This window comes from Macrococcus sp. DPC7161 (assembly GCF_004117835.1).
GTDB lineage: Bacteria > Bacillota > Bacilli > Staphylococcales > Staphylococcaceae > SDSC01.
Genome location: NZ_SDSC01000011.1, coordinates 1 through 15892, shown reverse-complemented (window position 1 = coordinate 15892; position 15892 = coordinate 1). Strand labels below are relative to the sequence as shown.

Below are 15892 nucleotides of genomic sequence, written 5' to 3'. Positions count from 1 at the left end.
GAAACATACAAAGTAAAGCGATAAATTGTAAATATCGCCATAGATACATCATAGACTGCATAGAAACAGACAAAGTAAAGCGATAAATTGCAAATATCGCCATAGATACATCCTAGACTGCACAGAAACATACAAAGTAAAGCGATAAATTGTAAATATCGCCACAGATATATCCTAGACTGCATAGAAACATACAAAGTAAAGCGATAAATTGCAAATATCGCCATAGATATATCCTAGACTGCCTAGAAACATACAAAGTAAAGCGATAAATAGTAAATATCGCCATAGAATAATGATTTATTATAGTGCTCGTGTCTCAGTCTTTATTGTTATAAACATTCAAATACTTCTACAGATTTCAATGTATGCTTGATAGCATCACTAAACCAAATTTCATTCCATTTTGCCTGGCTTCTCTCGAATGCTGTTCTTGCTTCATAGTCTTCAACAGAGCGATAATAAATATCTAATACAATGGTAACCATATCTCCATCTACTTTTTTAAACATTTGAATACCTTCATTATTTACATCAGAATTAAATTCTGATGCACCAGATGCTTTAAATTTTTGGAACAGTTCGTCTAAATCATTAACATGTGTTTCATAAGTAAAGACGACTTTAATCATATTTGTTTGCCAACATGTGTTTGAAGTTTTTGGATGACCAATTCAGAACCTAACATTGGTGATTCTCCAGCTTCTTTACGTGCAGTACCACGTGCATGTGCTTGTTTAAATGCATCGCTTGTTTTCCATGCTTCAAAATCATCTAATGTTTCCCACCAAGTATTCACATACAATTGATCCACATCTTCTAGTCCTTCAACTGACCATGTTTCAATTTTAATGAATCCTTTTAAAGACTCAATCGCACCACCTTGTGTAAACATTGGTGCCATTTTTTCTGCATAACCTTTTTTCATTTTAATACGGTTTGTAACGATATACATACATCTCTTCCTTTCTGTTATGTGATGCTTATTTGAATTCATTATATAGAAGTCATGTTCATTTGGCATTTATTACGTATTGAAATTTACAAAAAAAAGACACTCAATTGAATGAGTGTCTATCAATTCATTATTTAGATAATTCGTTGATTACTTTTTTGTCGTTATGTGTGTAAATGATGTAGTTTTTGTCTTTTGTTTCTAATAAAACACGGTTTGTTTTACCGAAAGTTGAACCGATACGTACGACTTTGTCATCACCTTCGTTAGATGCTGCATAAATGTTTGTATCTTCTTTAACACTGATGATATCTTCGTTTGGAATAGTGATATCAGCTACGCGCCACTTGATGTTTACCTCTTTGTCGTTTTTCGTAATTCTCATTGCCATTGTTCAACACATCCTTAATCATTTTATAGTCACAATATACTCCTATTTTTTTAAGAAAACAAACATTCTAGGCGTTTTGGATGAAAATAAATGATATTAATTTTTTATGAATGTTTTTGAAGTATTTTGTTTCTAATATCGTTCAAAGTGATGCTTAAACCATTGATTTAATCGTGATTATTTGCGCAATGATTTTTTGATTGTTTTTGATTGTTTTTGAATAAAATTGAAAAAATCACTTCAAATTTCGCATTTTTCTAAATTGTGTGACTTTGCTGTAACTGAATGCAATCAAACCTATCCAAATGCATAAAAATGTGATCAAGTGTGTCGTAGAGAATGGTTCATGATATAAAAATATCCCTTGTAACAACATTAATGTTGGTCCGATATATTGTAATAACCCGATAATAGACAACGAAATGCGCTTAGCCCCAGCAGAAAAACAAATTAAAGGGACTGCTGTGATGATACCTGATAATAATAGGATGTAACTATCATTCGCGTGAAGAAAATGTGTTTGGTGCTGACTGGTCATATAAAATATCGCAAGTAAAGCAAATGGTAAAGTAATCATTGTTTCAAATAATATACTCATTAATGCATCTAGATGTACGAACTTTTTTATCAGTCCGTATAATGCAAAGCTTAAAGCAAGCAGAAATGAAATTACAGGGAAATCGCCGATAGAAAATGTCATATAAAAGACACCTACTGCAACTAGGAAAATCGCGAATGTTTCAAGTTTATTGAAGCGCTCTTTTAAAACTAAAAATCCTAAAGCTATACTCATTAAAGGATTGATATAATAACCAAGACTTGCTTGTAAGACATGCCCTGAGTGAACGGCATAGATAAAAAGCCCCCAGTTAAATGTGATGACAATACTTGCAAGTGTTAGCAAGAGGCTTTCTTTAGGATGTGACATTAAATAACGCCATGCATTTTTAAAGTGTGTTACTTTGTTAGTAACCGCAACGAGCAATATTACAAACACAAATGACCAAATAATACGATGGAATAAACTTTCATAAGGATTAAAGTCTTGAACAAGCTTCCAATACATAGGCAGAACGCCCCACATAAAATATGCAGCTGCTGTATAAAGTATTCCTTTTTTCTCTTCTGACACAACATAACCTCCTTAAAAGTTGATATGCTTTATTATAAACAATAAAATAAAGGTGTTCTTGAACTTTGCTTAAGTAGAGTAGGTATTCCCTTTTTATGAAAAATGGGTATAATGTAAAGATAGCGAATCGCTATAAAGGAGCGAAAAAATGAAAAAATTAATGGTCATTGTATTGTTATGGTGCTTAGTTTTAACAGGGTGTAGTAGTGATACATCAAGTGAGCATGAAAAACAAAATGATACAAAAAATGAAAAACAAGTAGATAAAGTCGACAAAAATGAAAAGCAAACTTCTAACAAGGATAAAGAAAAGCAAACAAAAGTAAAAAAAGAAACAGCGAAAAAAGAAAAGAGGACAGAAAAAGCATCTTCGGAGCACAACACAAATTCTAAATCTTCATCACATTCAAATAGCAATGAACAGCCTAAAACAGATCAAAGTGTTACGGTTACTGTGAATGAAGCAACAACACAAACAAAACCAGCACAAGACTTTGATTCAAGTATTTATAATGAGGCAAGACAATGTTTAATCACTGGTACAAAATGTGCGTCAATTGCTGATACTAAAGAATATTCAAGAGCATGGAATAATTTAACGAGTGAAGGTTATTTATGTCAAAGTGGTAAATGTACGAAGCAATCAGAACCAAAAACAACAGAATCTGAAGTGAAAAAGCCATCTAAACCGACAAAACCATCTACTGAAGAAGTCACTGATGAAACAAAAACAGACGAACAAACAACTGAAGAAAGTACACAAAATGTAAAAGAGATGACAACGGTTGAATAAATTGACGTTTGAAGTGATTCAATCACATTATGAGCCTTTGAAAAATGAAAACAATCGTGTTCAAATGGAACGCTATATGAAAAATCAGTTTTCGTTTTTAGGCATAAAAAAAACAGAAACAGCACCAATCTTTAAGCAATTGGTTAAAACATATGCTATTGAAGATAAAACACATATAAAAGCATTAGTATCGCGATTATTTGAAGCACCATTTAGGGAGTACCATTATTTTGCGATGATGTTATTGAATCGATATGAAAAAATGTTTGATGCATCTGACTTACCGTATTTACAGCAATTAATCCAAACAAATAGTTGGTGGGATTCTATTGATACGATAAGTCCAAATATTGTTGGACAAATTGTATTGCGTGATCGAGCGTGTGAATCTGTGATGTTAAAATAGGTGCAATCGGATGATATGTGGTTACGTCGTGCAGGACTTTTGCATCAACTCAAATACAAAACTCAAATGAATGAAGCGTTACTTACGGAAATGATTGTTTTGTTAAAGGATGAACAAGCGTTCTTTATAAGAAAAGCAATCGGTTGGGTATTAAGAGAATACTCAAAAACGAATGCAATATTCGTTAAAGATTTTGTAGAAAATTATCAATTAAGCAATCTCTCACATAAAGAAGCTTTAAAATGGATCAAAAATAAAAATGCGTAGCTTAGGCTGCGCATTTTTTCATTAGAAGGGTGAAATAAAGGGGTTATTTCATTTCTATTACTATATCAATGACTTATAATGTTATTATAAAGCATGTGAAAATTATATCAATCTTTTTGTGATGTTTTTCACAAAAAGTTCAAATATGAACGAGGTATGAACATGACAGGAAAAACACACTTTGCCTTTGGTATCCTTTTAGGGACAACGTATGGCATGCAAACAGCACATGACTTAAGTACTTTTGCAGGTATTGTCGGTACAACAGCAGTCGCATCTTTAGTACCGGATATTTGTCATCATAAAAGTAAGGCCGGAAAACTGATTTGGCCAATCAGTTGGTTTGTAAGACTTTTATTTGGGCATCGTACTTTAACACATTCAATATTATTTTTATGTTTAACAAGCGTACTATTATATTTAGCACATGTGAATATACCATTTATCATCGCATTTAATATTGGGATGATAAGTCATTTGGTTTTGGATATGCTGACGCCTCAAGGGGTAACACTGTTTTATCCGATTGAAAAGAAAATAAGATGGCCATTGCACTTTAAAACGGGTGGCATTATAGATATTTCGTTAGCGACGACGTTCTCAATTTTAACGATGTATATTTTTTATCAAGAAATGTTTCATCGCATCATGAACTGGCTAAAATAAGTGTTAATGCAAGCAAATTTACGATAAAATAGGTTGTATCATATATTAAGAGAGGTATTTATGGAAAATAATAAATCGGCATTTTTAAATTTAATTGAACAATTACCTGAAACAACAAAAACTTTAATCCAATCTGAATATCAATTATTAGACTTAAAAGCAATCAATAAATTATACGAAGAAGTATATGTTAAACGTGATGTTGCTTTACCGATGGGAGAAATTAAAGATATTCATACACATGATAAAACAGCAATGGAGATAGCTGAAGTTCAAAAACTTGAACAACTTGGTTTAGAAGCAATTAAATCTGGTAAGTTTGCTGCTGTATTAATGGCGGGTGGACAAGGCACACGTTTAGAACATCCAGGACCAAAAGGTACATTTGATTTTGATGGTATCACGATATTTGAATTACAAGCACGCCAAATTATTGCATTAAATCACCAATTAGATGTTGAAATTCCATGGATCATTATGACAAGTGATATTAACCATGAAGAAACATTAGCATGTTTTGAAGCGAACAATTATTTTAATGTCCCACGTGAAAAAGTTACGTTCTTTAAACAACCGAATATTGTATCTTTAAGTGAATCAGGTGATTTGTTAATTAATAAAGACTACAGCATCTTAAAAGCACCGAACGGTAATGGTGGTATTTTTGAAGCAATGTCAGACGAAGCAATTTACACAATGCTTCAGTCAATTGGTGTTGAGTATATTTATTTAAATAACATTGATAATGTGTTGGTGAAAGTATTAGATCCTGTATTATGTGGCTTAGCCGTTGAATCACAAGCGGATGTAACAACAAAAACAATCCGCGCTAAAGATGATGAGAGTGTCGGACGTGTTGTTGAAGTTGATGGTAAGAAACAAGTCATTGAATATACAGAGTTGCCAACAGGTCATGAAAATACATATCGCAATGCAAATATTGGCATTCATATTTTTAAGCTTTCATTCTTGATGGATGCAGCAAAAAAAGAGATGCCTTATCATTTAGCAATTAAAAACTTAGAGCAATTAGATGCATCTTTAAATGTGGTGAAACAGCCAACATTAAAGTTTGAGAAGTTCTATTTTGATATCTTTAAATATGCGAATACATTTGCAACACTTCAAGTGGACCGCGCAAGTGAATTCAGCCCATTAAAGAATAAAGTAGGAAAAGATAGCATTGAAACAGCGAGACAATCATTGATTGACAATAACATCATTAAAGGGTGATTGTATGGTAAAAGTAAAATCATTATATGCATATTTGATGATGAGTTTATTAATTTTAGTCAACGTGTGGTTTAGTTATTATTTTATTTTTGGTGACGGTCAAGGAGAATTGACTTTTATGGGGTTTATCTCTTTAATCACAGCAATCATCATAACTTTATTGATGATTCGTTTTTATCGTTTTGAAAAACGTCAAAACATGAAAAACTTTAATGCACACATTAAATCAGATGACGACCGAATACTAAAGTGATTTACAAAAAATTTACACATGATTCATTAGAACATCATACAATATTGTTACAATAAATGATAAAAAACGTGAGGTAGTGTATGAAAAATAAGTGGTTTAAATATGGTCTCATTGGGATCATTGCAATAGGTGCCTTAATTATCGGTGGCGCTTATATATTTTTAAAGTCATATGAAAAAAGCCATACTATTTCAATAGATGATTATTTAAAGCAAGATATTGTGAAAGTAAAAGGAACTGTTAAACAAAATTTAGGGTTCTATTATTTAAAAGGCAACCAAAAGAAGCCTGTATCTTTACATGTAAAAGTGGGTGACCATGTTTCTAAAGGCGACCCATTATATACATATGTCGATGATATATTAACGTCTGATGAAAAGTCTGTGAGTTTAGAATTAGATAATAAGCGTATTGAGAAAGAACAAATTGAAGGACAAATTCAATCTTATGAAACAATGCAACAATCAGCTTCAGAGAATAAACGTACAGAAATTGAAGGCCAGTTGAATTGGTTGGATTCGGAATTGACGAAAGCTGAAAATAATATCTCGATATTGGAAGAAAAGCAACAAGCTATTGCTAAGAAAACGGAAAACTTAACAATTACTGCTGATACGGATGGTGTGGTTGCTAAAATTGATGAAGAGCAATTGCATGCATACACGAGCAATGAACAATTGAAACCCATTATTGTCATTAGTAATGACAACTTTATTGTTAAAGCACATGCAACAGACGAACAGGTGCCGTTTTTAGAACCTCAATTAAAGTTTGACGGTAATATAAAGCGAATAGACAAGAATGTTAAAGGTCAATTAATTCAAGTGAGTCATGTGGCACTTTCGAATTTAGAACGTGGCGATTTACAGATTCAAAAGCCTAAGCAAGTTCAACATTTATATGACATTGAAGGTACTTTTGATAAGACAGAAGACTTATTAGATGGTGAAACGTTTAATATGAAAATATATCCATCTTATAAGAATCACATCTGGTTACCAAAACAATATGTCAACGAAAAACGCTATACAAAAGACAAACAAGGTAAAAAATTACCAAAGCCTGAGAAAAAATATTTTGTACAAAAAATATATGGCAAAGAAACGAATGAAGAAGAAGTGACTGTGGAAAAAGTGCAGTCAGGACGCTATTTAATCACTAAAGGATTAAGTGTTGTAGACAGCATTCGTGCATATCATTAAATTGTGTTAAATCTCTGAAAATGGGGTATGAACATATTAATATGGCTTAAACGGGAGGTTAACATATGAGATGGCAGGATAGATCTGGGAGTTCGAACGTAGAAGATGCAAGAGGAAGTTCAGGTGGTGGCTTCAGCTCACGACGTGTTGCAGCTGGTGGTGGCGGTATCGGTTGTTTAGGTATTATCATTGTTATTGTTGTGATGTTGATGGGGGGAAATCCAAATGATGTCATTGATATTATGACAGGTGGTCAACAAACGCAGCAATCACCAAGTTCAAACTCAACATCAAATCAAGATGATGGTATTACAAATGCAAATGTGAAGACGGAAAATGTAGACTCAAAAGACACTGAGAAAAAATTAGACGAAAGAGGTCAATTTGCTTCAGTTGTTTTAAAGGATACAGAGGATGTTTGGCATAAAATCTTTGAAAAAGAAAATATGAAATATACAGAACCAAAATTATTATTATATTCAGATTCATATCCTTCAGGATGTGGTACAGCTGATAAACGTATGGGACCTTTCTATTGTCCAACGGATCAAAAAGTATATATCGATTTATCATTTATGGATGAATTAGACAAAAAGTACAATGCACCTGGGGATTTCGCATTCGCTTATGTGATTGCGCATGAAGTAGGGCATCACGTACAAAATGAATTAGGGATTTTAAACAAATTCCATCGCTTACGTAACCAGTTATCTGAGAAAGAATACAATAAGTATTCTGTAGCAGTTGAGTTGCAAGCGGATTATTTAGCGGGTGTTTATGCACATCATGCGAAAGAGATGGGTTATACCGATGAAGGTGACTTAGAAGAAGCAATCCAAGCAAGTCACGCTGTCGGTGATGATACATTACAAGAGCAAGCATTAGGAAGAGCGAACCCAGATACATTTACGCATGGTAGTAGTGCACAGCGTATGGAATGGTTTAAAAAAGGATATGAAGCTGGCGATTTAAGCCAAGGAAATACATTTAAAGCTTTAGGATTAGATTTTTAAGATGGAGGCAGTTGCCTCTATCTTTTTTTGTATGTACAATACGATTAATAACGGAGGTGCGATATGAAAGTATTTTATAATGGACCGATACATACAATGGATCAACATGCTGCAAAGGCGGTTGTTGTTGAGGGGAATAAGATTATAGATGTATTAGAAACGATAGACCATAATCAATATAAAAATGCAGAGTGGATAGATTTAAAAGGTTGTGCAATGTTCCCAGGATTTGTAGATACACATATTCATTTAGTGGGTACAGGTAAAGCGTTGCTAGGTGTGCGCTTAAATGATGATACAGATATCGAGGTTATTAAACAAAAAATTAAGCAAGCAGCGATAGATGCACCGGAAGATGGTTATATCGTGTGCGAAGGTTATAATGATAACCAACTGAATGGATATAAAATTTCAAGATCAGAACTTGATGAAATCACGCATAAAAAAGTAATTGTAAAACGTGTTTGTAGACATGCAGCGGTTGTGAATTCTTCAGTGTTTGAAGCGATGAATATTTCAGAAGATGTTGAAGATATGCCAGGCGGGCATTATGAACGTACGGACGGGAAATTAAATGGATGGGTCCATGATTTAGCAATGGAAGAGATTGTATTACAATCCTTAAATGAAACAGAAACGTCATTAACCCAATATGTAAACTATGGTATTCAAAAAATGCATGAAGCTGGATTAACCGGTGTACATACTGAAGATTTAGCCTATTATAATAATCCGTTAGCTGTATTAAAGAGTTACAAAAATGTGATTAAAGATTTGCCAATGCGCATTAATATATTAAGACATACCGATGTAATTGAAACAGTGATTTCAAATACAAAAGATTATTATAATGACTTTTTATACGAAGATGCCATGAAGTTTTATATTGATGGTGCGCTAGGTGGTAGAACTGCTTTGTTTTATGAGCCATACAATGATGATCCATCGACATCTGGACTACAACTTTACACGGTTGAAGAATTAGAAGCGCTCGTTAAAAAAGCAAGGGCCTTAGATACCAATGTTGCTGTTCATATGATTGGTGATTATGGTTGTGAACTGGTGTTGAATGCAATTGAAAAGTATCCACCGAAAAAAGGTCGAGACCGCTTAATCCATTGTAGTTTCTTAAACGAAACATTAATTAAGCGTATCAGTAAGTTACCTGTCATTTGTGATATTCAACCTTCATTTGTGGCATCTGATTTTCCGTTTGCGATCGATCGTGTAGGTCATGAACGTATACGCTTCAGTTATCCGTGGAAAACATTATTAGAACATCACATTGTTTGTGGGGGTGGGAGCGATAGCCCGATAGAAGATTATCGTCCAATGACGGGTATTGATGCAGCTGTAAATAGAAAGGCCCCAAATGATTCAAGTGATGGGTACAATATAGTGGAAGCTTTAACTGTGGAAGAAGCAATACGATTGTATACGGTAGAAGCGGCTAAAGTTGCAAATAGAAGTGATTCATTTGGTACAATAACAAAAGGGAAAATGGCAGACTTTACAATATTAAAGCAAGACCCTTTTCAAGTTGAGCGACATTTATTGCATACGATAGAGGTTGCAATGACTGTAGTCGATGGTAAAATCGTATATCAAAGTTAGGAGTTTATATGAAAAAAGGTTTAATAAGTGCGTTAATCATTATTATGTTTATGAGTGCGATAGAAACATCTATTATTTCACTTGCTACACCTGCAATTGGGAAAGACTTAGGTGTTCAGCAATCTTTAGCTCATATATTTACGGTATATATGTTAGCGATTGTAATCACAACACCACTTGTTGGTGAAATCATGAAGCGCATCGGTGCTAAATGGGCAATGATAACAGGTGTGATCATCTTCATTATTGGAAGTATGTTGTCAGGTGCTTCATTTACATTTTTGATGCTCATTATCTCTAGGTTCATTCAAGGGATTGGTGCAGGAATAATGATGACGATGGGGAATATCATTCCTAAAATTGCTTTTCCAATACCTTATCGCTATAAAGTGATGGGAATGGTAGGTAGTGTTTGGGGAATTTCTAGTATCGTCGGCCCATTATTAGGTGGTTTTATACTGACATATTTAAATTGGAGTTTCCTATTTCATATCAATGTACCACTTGCATTTCTTGCAATATTTTTAGTGTTACGTTATTTCCAATTTGAAACGGAAACTGAGAAAGTCAATCTTGATATTAAAGGATTACTATTGTTCTATGTCTTTTTAGCATTCATCATGTTTGCGTTGTTAAATAAAGGCACAGTGATTAATGCACTCTCATTCATTATCGCAATTGCCGTACTTGTGATGTTTATTCGATTTGAAAAAGCACAAGCACATCCATTTATTCCTGTACGTTCATTTACAAAACGCATAGGATTGGTAATGACAACGGATTTAATTTATGCCTTAATTTTAATGGGTACTAATATTTTCTTACCAATATACTTACAAGTAGAAAAAGGTTTGTCACCATTAATGAGCGGTTTAACAACATTTCCAATTTCAATATTTTGGTTAACGTCTACATTTGTCTTAAAACATTTAGAAAGCAAATTGTCAGTTAAACGAGTATATCAAATCAGTTTTGTATCGATGTTTATTGCATCGCTCATCATATGGATTAAAGATGCTAGTATCATGGTTTCGTTAGCATCAATATTTCTAGGATTAAGCTTTGGTATTGTATTTACAAAGAATATCGTAACCATTCAAGAAAGTGCTTCTCCAAGAGAACTGGGGAGTATGATGAGTACATATAGTTTACTGAAATTTATTGGGTCAACAACCGGTTCAGTTGTGATGAGTGCAGTGTATTACAGTGGTGTATTTAAAGGGATTGATAATAATATGATGGTAATGATGATCATTGCATTATTACTGATTGCTTTATATCAATTTAGTAAAATCAATATAGAAGTAGTAAAGCAATAAGTGTAATACAAGTTGCCACTACGATAAAAAACATGAGAAAATATTTAAAAACACAGGGGGTGAGTAATAGTGAAGTTTAATTTTAATAAAGGATTAGGCGTCCTATTATTTATGACCAGTGTTTTTATTGTTTCTGGACTAATATTTTTGATATTACTTTGCTTTGGCATGTACGGTCTAAGTAGAATATTGATTTATTTTAGACTAGCTGAATTCACATACAATCAAAGTTTTATGGATAATTTGATTTATTATGGTTCGTATATTGGTACAGGGTACTTTCTTTTAATTGCGATTGAATATGTATTTGATGAACTGAAAATGCGTTTTTCAGACAATAAGTATTTTCAAGGATGGTATTTTCACATACTTACTGTAACGGTATCAACTATTATTTTTTATCTATGTGTACAAATCAACTACCAGTATATTCACATTAATTTTTTTGTTATCTATTTTATTATTGCCTTTTTATACTTACTCACTGAACTCTTCTATCCAGAAAGTGAAGACTTAAATAGAAAAGACTAAGGATTCCCTTAGTCTTTTTGACAATAAACCGATACACTTCCTGGATTTACTTTAAATACACCATTACCTTCTTCATCAATAACGATTTCATCTTTTCTTGTATTTGTGTAGTCAATAAAGATTTGACCAGCACGTTCAACGCCAACATGCATTTGTTTTTCTGCTTCTTCTTGAGCTGAGTTAATAATGACTGCACAACCTGATTGTTCAATTTCTTGAACACCGCGACGAACAAATCCAATTGTTTGTGGATCATCTAAATAATCATCTTGGTCGCCGTAAGCTTTGTTTTTTCGGACGTATAATAATGGATTGATTGCATCCTTAAATGAAGCTACATTACTATGAGGAATACCATAATAGTCACCGTAAAATACGCAAGGATAACCATCTTTTCTTAATAAGATTAATGCATAAGCGCTCTGTTTGAACCAATCTTTCACGAAACTAGAAAGTGCTTCTCCAGGTTGAGAATCATGGTTATCAACAAAAGTTACGGCGTTCATTTTTTCGTTTTTTACTAAGGTGCCATCGAATATCGTACGTAAATCATATGCTTCCCCTTGTTCAGAAGCACTCATCAAATTAAAGTGTAACTGCACATCAAATAAATCTAAATTATAATCCGCATCATCTAAGAAACTTTCATTTGTTTGTAAATCAGGATTCCAAAACTCCCCAACAAAATAAAATGGTGCTTGTTTATGGTCATACATTGCTTTTGTAAAATCTCTAATAAAATAACTTTCAATATGTTTAACCGCATCTAAACGCATCCCATCTATACCTGTTTCATCCATGAACCATTTGCCCCATTTGATGATTTCTTCACGTACGTCAGGATGTTTGTAATCGACGTTTGAAAACATTAAATAGTCGAAGTTGCCTTTTTCATCATCGACATTTTCATTCCAACCTTTATTTTCTCCCAAAATTCTATAAATTCCTGTTTTTCCTGTGCGGTGGTCATAATCGACACCGTTAAAGTAATTAAAATTCCATTTAAAATCTGAATATTGATTATTACGCCCAGGGAAAGTAAATTTAGTAAAGGCTTCAATGTCAAACGGCTCACTAATGACTTTCGTGCGATCGTTTGGATCCACTTCAACGACTTTCATCACTTCAGTTTCATCTCCGCCTGCTTTATGGTTCAATACAACGTCAGCATATACTTGAATATCTGCATCATGACAAGCGTTAATTGCGTTTAATAAATCTTCTTTAGTTCCATACTTCGTACGTTTTTGACCTTTTTGATCAAACTCACCTAAATCGTATAAGTCGTATACACTATAACCTGTGTTTTCTACATGATCCGCTTTTGTTGCAGGGGGTATCCATATTGCATCAATGCCAGCTTCTTTTAAATTCTTTGCTTCAGCTTGTAACTTTTGGAACAAATTATCTTCACTTTTAAGATGCCATTCAAAGTACTGCATCATTGTTTTATTCTTTTCCATATAAGCCTCCTCATGTTTCATAATATTAGTATATACAAATTTTCATTTTTCGAAACAAAATATACTTAAACTTCTTAAGATTAAAACACTTACAAAATTGAATTTGTTTGATAAACTGTAGTTAATGTGAATAAAAGGAGTTTTTGACGTGATTACAAAAGAACAAGCTATTGAACTTTTAGGAGAAATTAAAGATCCAATCGTAAACTTACCTTTAAAGGAAACAGGTGGCGTTAAAGAAGTTTCTATTAAAGAAGAAAAAGAACATATCAGTGTTAAGATTGCGATGGCTAAATTAGGTGGTCAAGAGCAATTAGATTTACAAATGAAAATTGTAGATACTTTAAAGAATAATGGTGCTAAAACAGTTGGTATCCGTTTTGAACAATTAGACGACGCAGCATTAGAAGCTTTCCGTGGACAATCTATGTCTGAAATTGAACGTAAAGTAGATCCAAACAGTAAAACACAATTTATCGCAATTGCTTCAGGTAAAGGCGGCGTTGGTAAATCAACGGTATCTGTTAACTTAGCCGTTGCATTAGCACGTTTAGGCAAGAAAGTCGGCTTGGTAGATGCTGATATTTACGGATTTAGTGTACCTGATATGATGGGGATTTCTGAGCGCCCACAAATTAAAGGTGAGATGATTGTACCTGTAGAACGATTTGGTGTGAAAGTGATCTCGATGGCATTTTTCGTTGAAGAGAATACACCAGTGATTTGGCGTGGACCGATGCTTGGAAAAATGATCAATAATTTCTTCCAAGAAGTAGAGTGGGGAGAATTAGATTATTTATTATTAGACTTACCACCAGGAACAGGTGACGTGGCATTAGATGTACATACTATGTTACCGAAGAGTAAAGAAATTGTAGTAACAACACCTCATCCAACAGCGGCATTTGTTGCAGCACGTGCTGGTGCGATGGCGTTACATACGGACCATGAAATTTTAGGTGTCGTTGAAAACATGTCTTACTTTGAGTCAAAAGAAACAGGCAATAAAGAATATGTATTCGGCCGTGGTGGCGGTGAAAAATTAGCAACAGAATTAAAAACAGGATTATTAGGACAATTACCATTAGCACAACCTGACTATAATGAAGATGATTTTGCACCATCAGTGTACCAACCAACACATCAATTAGGTCAAATTTATGATGGTATTGCTAAAAATATCGTTAGTAAGCTTGAAAAGTAAGAAAGAAGTAACATAAGAATATAGAATAACGAGGGAATAAAGTGACATTAAAGAATTTAGGTAAGTTTTATGGTATCACACTACTCATAGGTTTGGTTGTCACAGTAATGGTCAGTTTGATTTTTGGCTATGATAAGTTAACTGTATATTTATTTAAAGGCGAAATCGGAGAATTTTTTGCTGCACTTGTATGGTTCATGGGCTATGGACTATTAATTGCATCGATTAGTCAATTGGCATTTTTCGCGTACTTGTTCATTCATCAAATGGGACTAGGTATATTTAAAGGTGGTTGGAACCCAATCCAAGTCGTCATTATATTATTTGCATTGGTGGATTTAGTCTATTTCAGATACATTCGTTTCGGTAAAGCAGATGGCGACATTTTGAAATTTATATGGATTCCAATATTGATATTAATCTTTGGTATTGCAGTGAGTATTTATAAAAACAAATTAACGGGGAAACAAGTGTTTATTCCGGCAATGTTTTTTATGATTGTGATGACGACAGTTGAACTGATCCCATTTTTGAAAGTTAAAGATACAACTTGGCTATATTGCACAATTTTTGCATTACTTCTATGTAATGCATTTCAATTGTTATCTTTACCAAAATATAATGCATTTTCATTAGAAGAAAGAAAGCAAAGAAAGATCAGACAAGGGACATGGGTTGAACCAGAAGCACCTCAACCTGCAAGAAAGAACACAACAGTCAAACCGAAGAAAAAGAAGAAACGTTAATAAACAAGCGGACAAAGAGTGAATCGTCACTTTTTGTCCGTTTTTTCTATGCAATAAAGTGCGTTTTAGTGTAGGTGTTTACTATTGAAAAAGAACTTTAAAAAATCTTGAAAAAGTTTAATAAAAAGTATTGACCAAAATTGTGGGACTTGATATTATATAAAAGTCGTCAAAACGACGCGAACAAAATAGCCGAAACGAGCTTAATAAAAGAATTTCAAAAGTGTAAAAGTAACACTTGCGAAACACTTTCAAAGCTAGTAATATTTATAAGGCAGCCACGAGATAACAACAAGCGAAACGAAAGAGTGTAAAACTTCTTCAAAATAAAGCTTGACCAAAGGTTTTAAACCTGGTAAAATTGTTAATTGTAGCAACAAAAAATGAACATTGAAAACTGAATGACAATATGTCAACGTTAATTCCAATAATTTGAGTGAACTTAGTTCACTCCCAAAGAGTGATTGGCTCAACCAATCAAGAGCTTATATCAAGCAATCTTTCATGGAGAGTTTGATCCTGGCTCAGGATGAACGCTGGCGGCGTGCCTAATACATGCAAGTCGAGCGAACGGACGAGAGTGCTTGCACTCTTTGATGTTAGCGGCGGACGGGTGAGTAACACGTGGGTAACCTACCTATAAGACTGGGATAACTTCGGGAAACCGGAGCTAATACCGGATAATATTTTTCTCTGCATGGAGG

16 protein-coding genes, 1 rRNA gene and 1 pseudogene are annotated in these 15892 nt (G+C 33.6%); 13 read left to right on the top strand and 5 right to left on the bottom strand.

The genetic code is table 11. The features are described from left to right. Positions 1-332: 332 nt before the first annotated feature. The 4 genes from ER639_RS11230 to rarD form a co-directional block, all read right to left on the bottom strand. Positions 333-632: a hypothetical protein gene (locus ER639_RS11230; RefSeq protein ID WP_129065848.1), complete on the bottom strand. Its 300-nt coding sequence runs from the start codon at positions 630-632 to the stop codon at positions 333-335. Beyond that, the gene (locus ER639_RS11225; protein ID WP_129065847.1) at positions 629-955 is read right to left on the bottom strand and encodes a heme oxygenase; all 327 of its coding nucleotides are present in this window, start codon (positions 953-955) and stop codon (positions 629-631) included. Before ER639_RS11225 ends, ER639_RS11230 begins: the two co-directional genes overlap by 4 nt. 130 nt (positions 956-1085) lie before the next feature. Further along, positions 1086-1346: a SunI/YnzG family protein gene (locus ER639_RS11220; protein ID WP_129065846.1), complete on the bottom strand. Its 261-nt coding sequence runs from the start codon at positions 1344-1346 to the stop codon at positions 1086-1088. A 235-nt stretch (positions 1347-1581) separates the two neighbouring features. Next, positions 1582-2478 (bottom strand): EamA family transporter RarD, encoded by an 897-nt coding sequence (rarD, locus tag ER639_RS11215; RefSeq protein WP_255420570.1) that lies wholly within the window; start codon positions 2476-2478, stop codon positions 1582-1584. Positions 2479-2626: 148 nt separating this feature from the next. Here rarD and ER639_RS11210 point away from each other — a divergent pair, with 148 nt between their 5' ends. The 10 genes and pseudogenes from ER639_RS11210 (at position 2627) to ER639_RS11160 (ending at position 11775) form a co-directional block, all read left to right on the top strand. Then, positions 2627-3271: a hypothetical protein gene (locus ER639_RS11210; RefSeq protein ID WP_129065845.1), complete on the top strand. Its 645-nt coding sequence runs from the start codon at positions 2627-2629 to the stop codon at positions 3269-3271. A gap of 13 nt (positions 3272-3284) precedes the next feature. Next, positions 3285-3944: pseudogene (locus ER639_RS12470) on the top strand (DNA alkylation repair protein). 162 nt (positions 3945-4106) lie between these two features. After that, on the top strand, positions 4107-4610 hold the full coding sequence (locus tag ER639_RS11195; protein ID WP_164993437.1) for a metal-dependent hydrolase: 504 nt from the start codon (positions 4107-4109) through the stop codon (positions 4608-4610). 60 nt (positions 4611-4670) lie between these two features. Continuing rightward, positions 4671-5843 (top strand): UTP--glucose-1-phosphate uridylyltransferase, encoded by a 1173-nt coding sequence (locus ER639_RS11190; RefSeq protein ID WP_129065842.1) that lies wholly within the window; start codon positions 4671-4673, stop codon positions 5841-5843. Between the two features lie 4 nt (positions 5844-5847). Beyond that, complete coding sequence (locus tag ER639_RS11185) at positions 5848-6096, top strand: hypothetical protein (RefSeq protein ID WP_129065841.1); 249 nt, start codon at positions 5848-5850, stop codon at positions 6094-6096. A gap of 80 nt (positions 6097-6176) precedes the next feature. Continuing rightward, a complete protein-coding gene (locus ER639_RS11180) occupies positions 6177-7298 on the top strand; it encodes an efflux RND transporter periplasmic adaptor subunit (RefSeq protein WP_129065840.1) in 1122 nt (373 codons plus the stop codon). A gap of 65 nt (positions 7299-7363) precedes the next feature. Further along, entirely contained in the window at positions 7364-8311 is a 948-nt protein-coding gene (gene ypfJ / locus ER639_RS11175) for a KPN_02809 family neutral zinc metallopeptidase (protein ID WP_129065839.1), read from the top strand. A gap of 63 nt (positions 8312-8374) precedes the next feature. After that, positions 8375-9925 (top strand): amidohydrolase, encoded by a 1551-nt coding sequence (locus ER639_RS11170; protein WP_129065838.1) that lies wholly within the window; start codon positions 8375-8377, stop codon positions 9923-9925. Between the two features lie 8 nt (positions 9926-9933). Then, on the top strand, positions 9934-11244 hold the full coding sequence (locus ER639_RS11165; RefSeq protein WP_129065837.1) for an MFS transporter: 1311 nt from the start codon (positions 9934-9936) through the stop codon (positions 11242-11244). Between the two features lie 111 nt (positions 11245-11355). Continuing rightward, the gene (locus ER639_RS11160; protein ID WP_129065887.1) at positions 11356-11775 is read left to right on the top strand and encodes a SepA family multidrug efflux transporter; all 420 of its coding nucleotides are present in this window, start codon (positions 11356-11358) and stop codon (positions 11773-11775) included. Between the two features lie 8 nt (positions 11776-11783). On the opposite strand, the gene ER639_RS11155 is transcribed toward ER639_RS11160, so the two are convergent. After that, complete coding sequence (locus ER639_RS11155; RefSeq protein ID WP_129065836.1) at positions 11784-13238, bottom strand: alpha-amylase; 1455 nt, start codon at positions 13236-13238, stop codon at positions 11784-11786. Between the two features lie 148 nt (positions 13239-13386). Between ER639_RS11155 and ER639_RS11150 the strand changes: the two genes are divergently transcribed. From ER639_RS11150 to ER639_RS11140, 3 genes are all read left to right on the top strand, one after another. Continuing rightward, positions 13387-14442: a P-loop NTPase gene (locus ER639_RS11150; protein ID WP_129065835.1), complete on the top strand. Its 1056-nt coding sequence runs from the start codon at positions 13387-13389 to the stop codon at positions 14440-14442. Between the two features lie 41 nt (positions 14443-14483). Next, on the top strand, positions 14484-15188 hold the full coding sequence (locus tag ER639_RS11145) for a KinB-signaling pathway activation protein (RefSeq protein WP_129065834.1): 705 nt from the start codon (positions 14484-14486) through the stop codon (positions 15186-15188). Positions 15189-15689: 501 nt separating this feature from the next. Next, a 16S ribosomal RNA gene (locus ER639_RS11140) occupies positions 15690-15892 on the top strand; the annotation flags it as partial.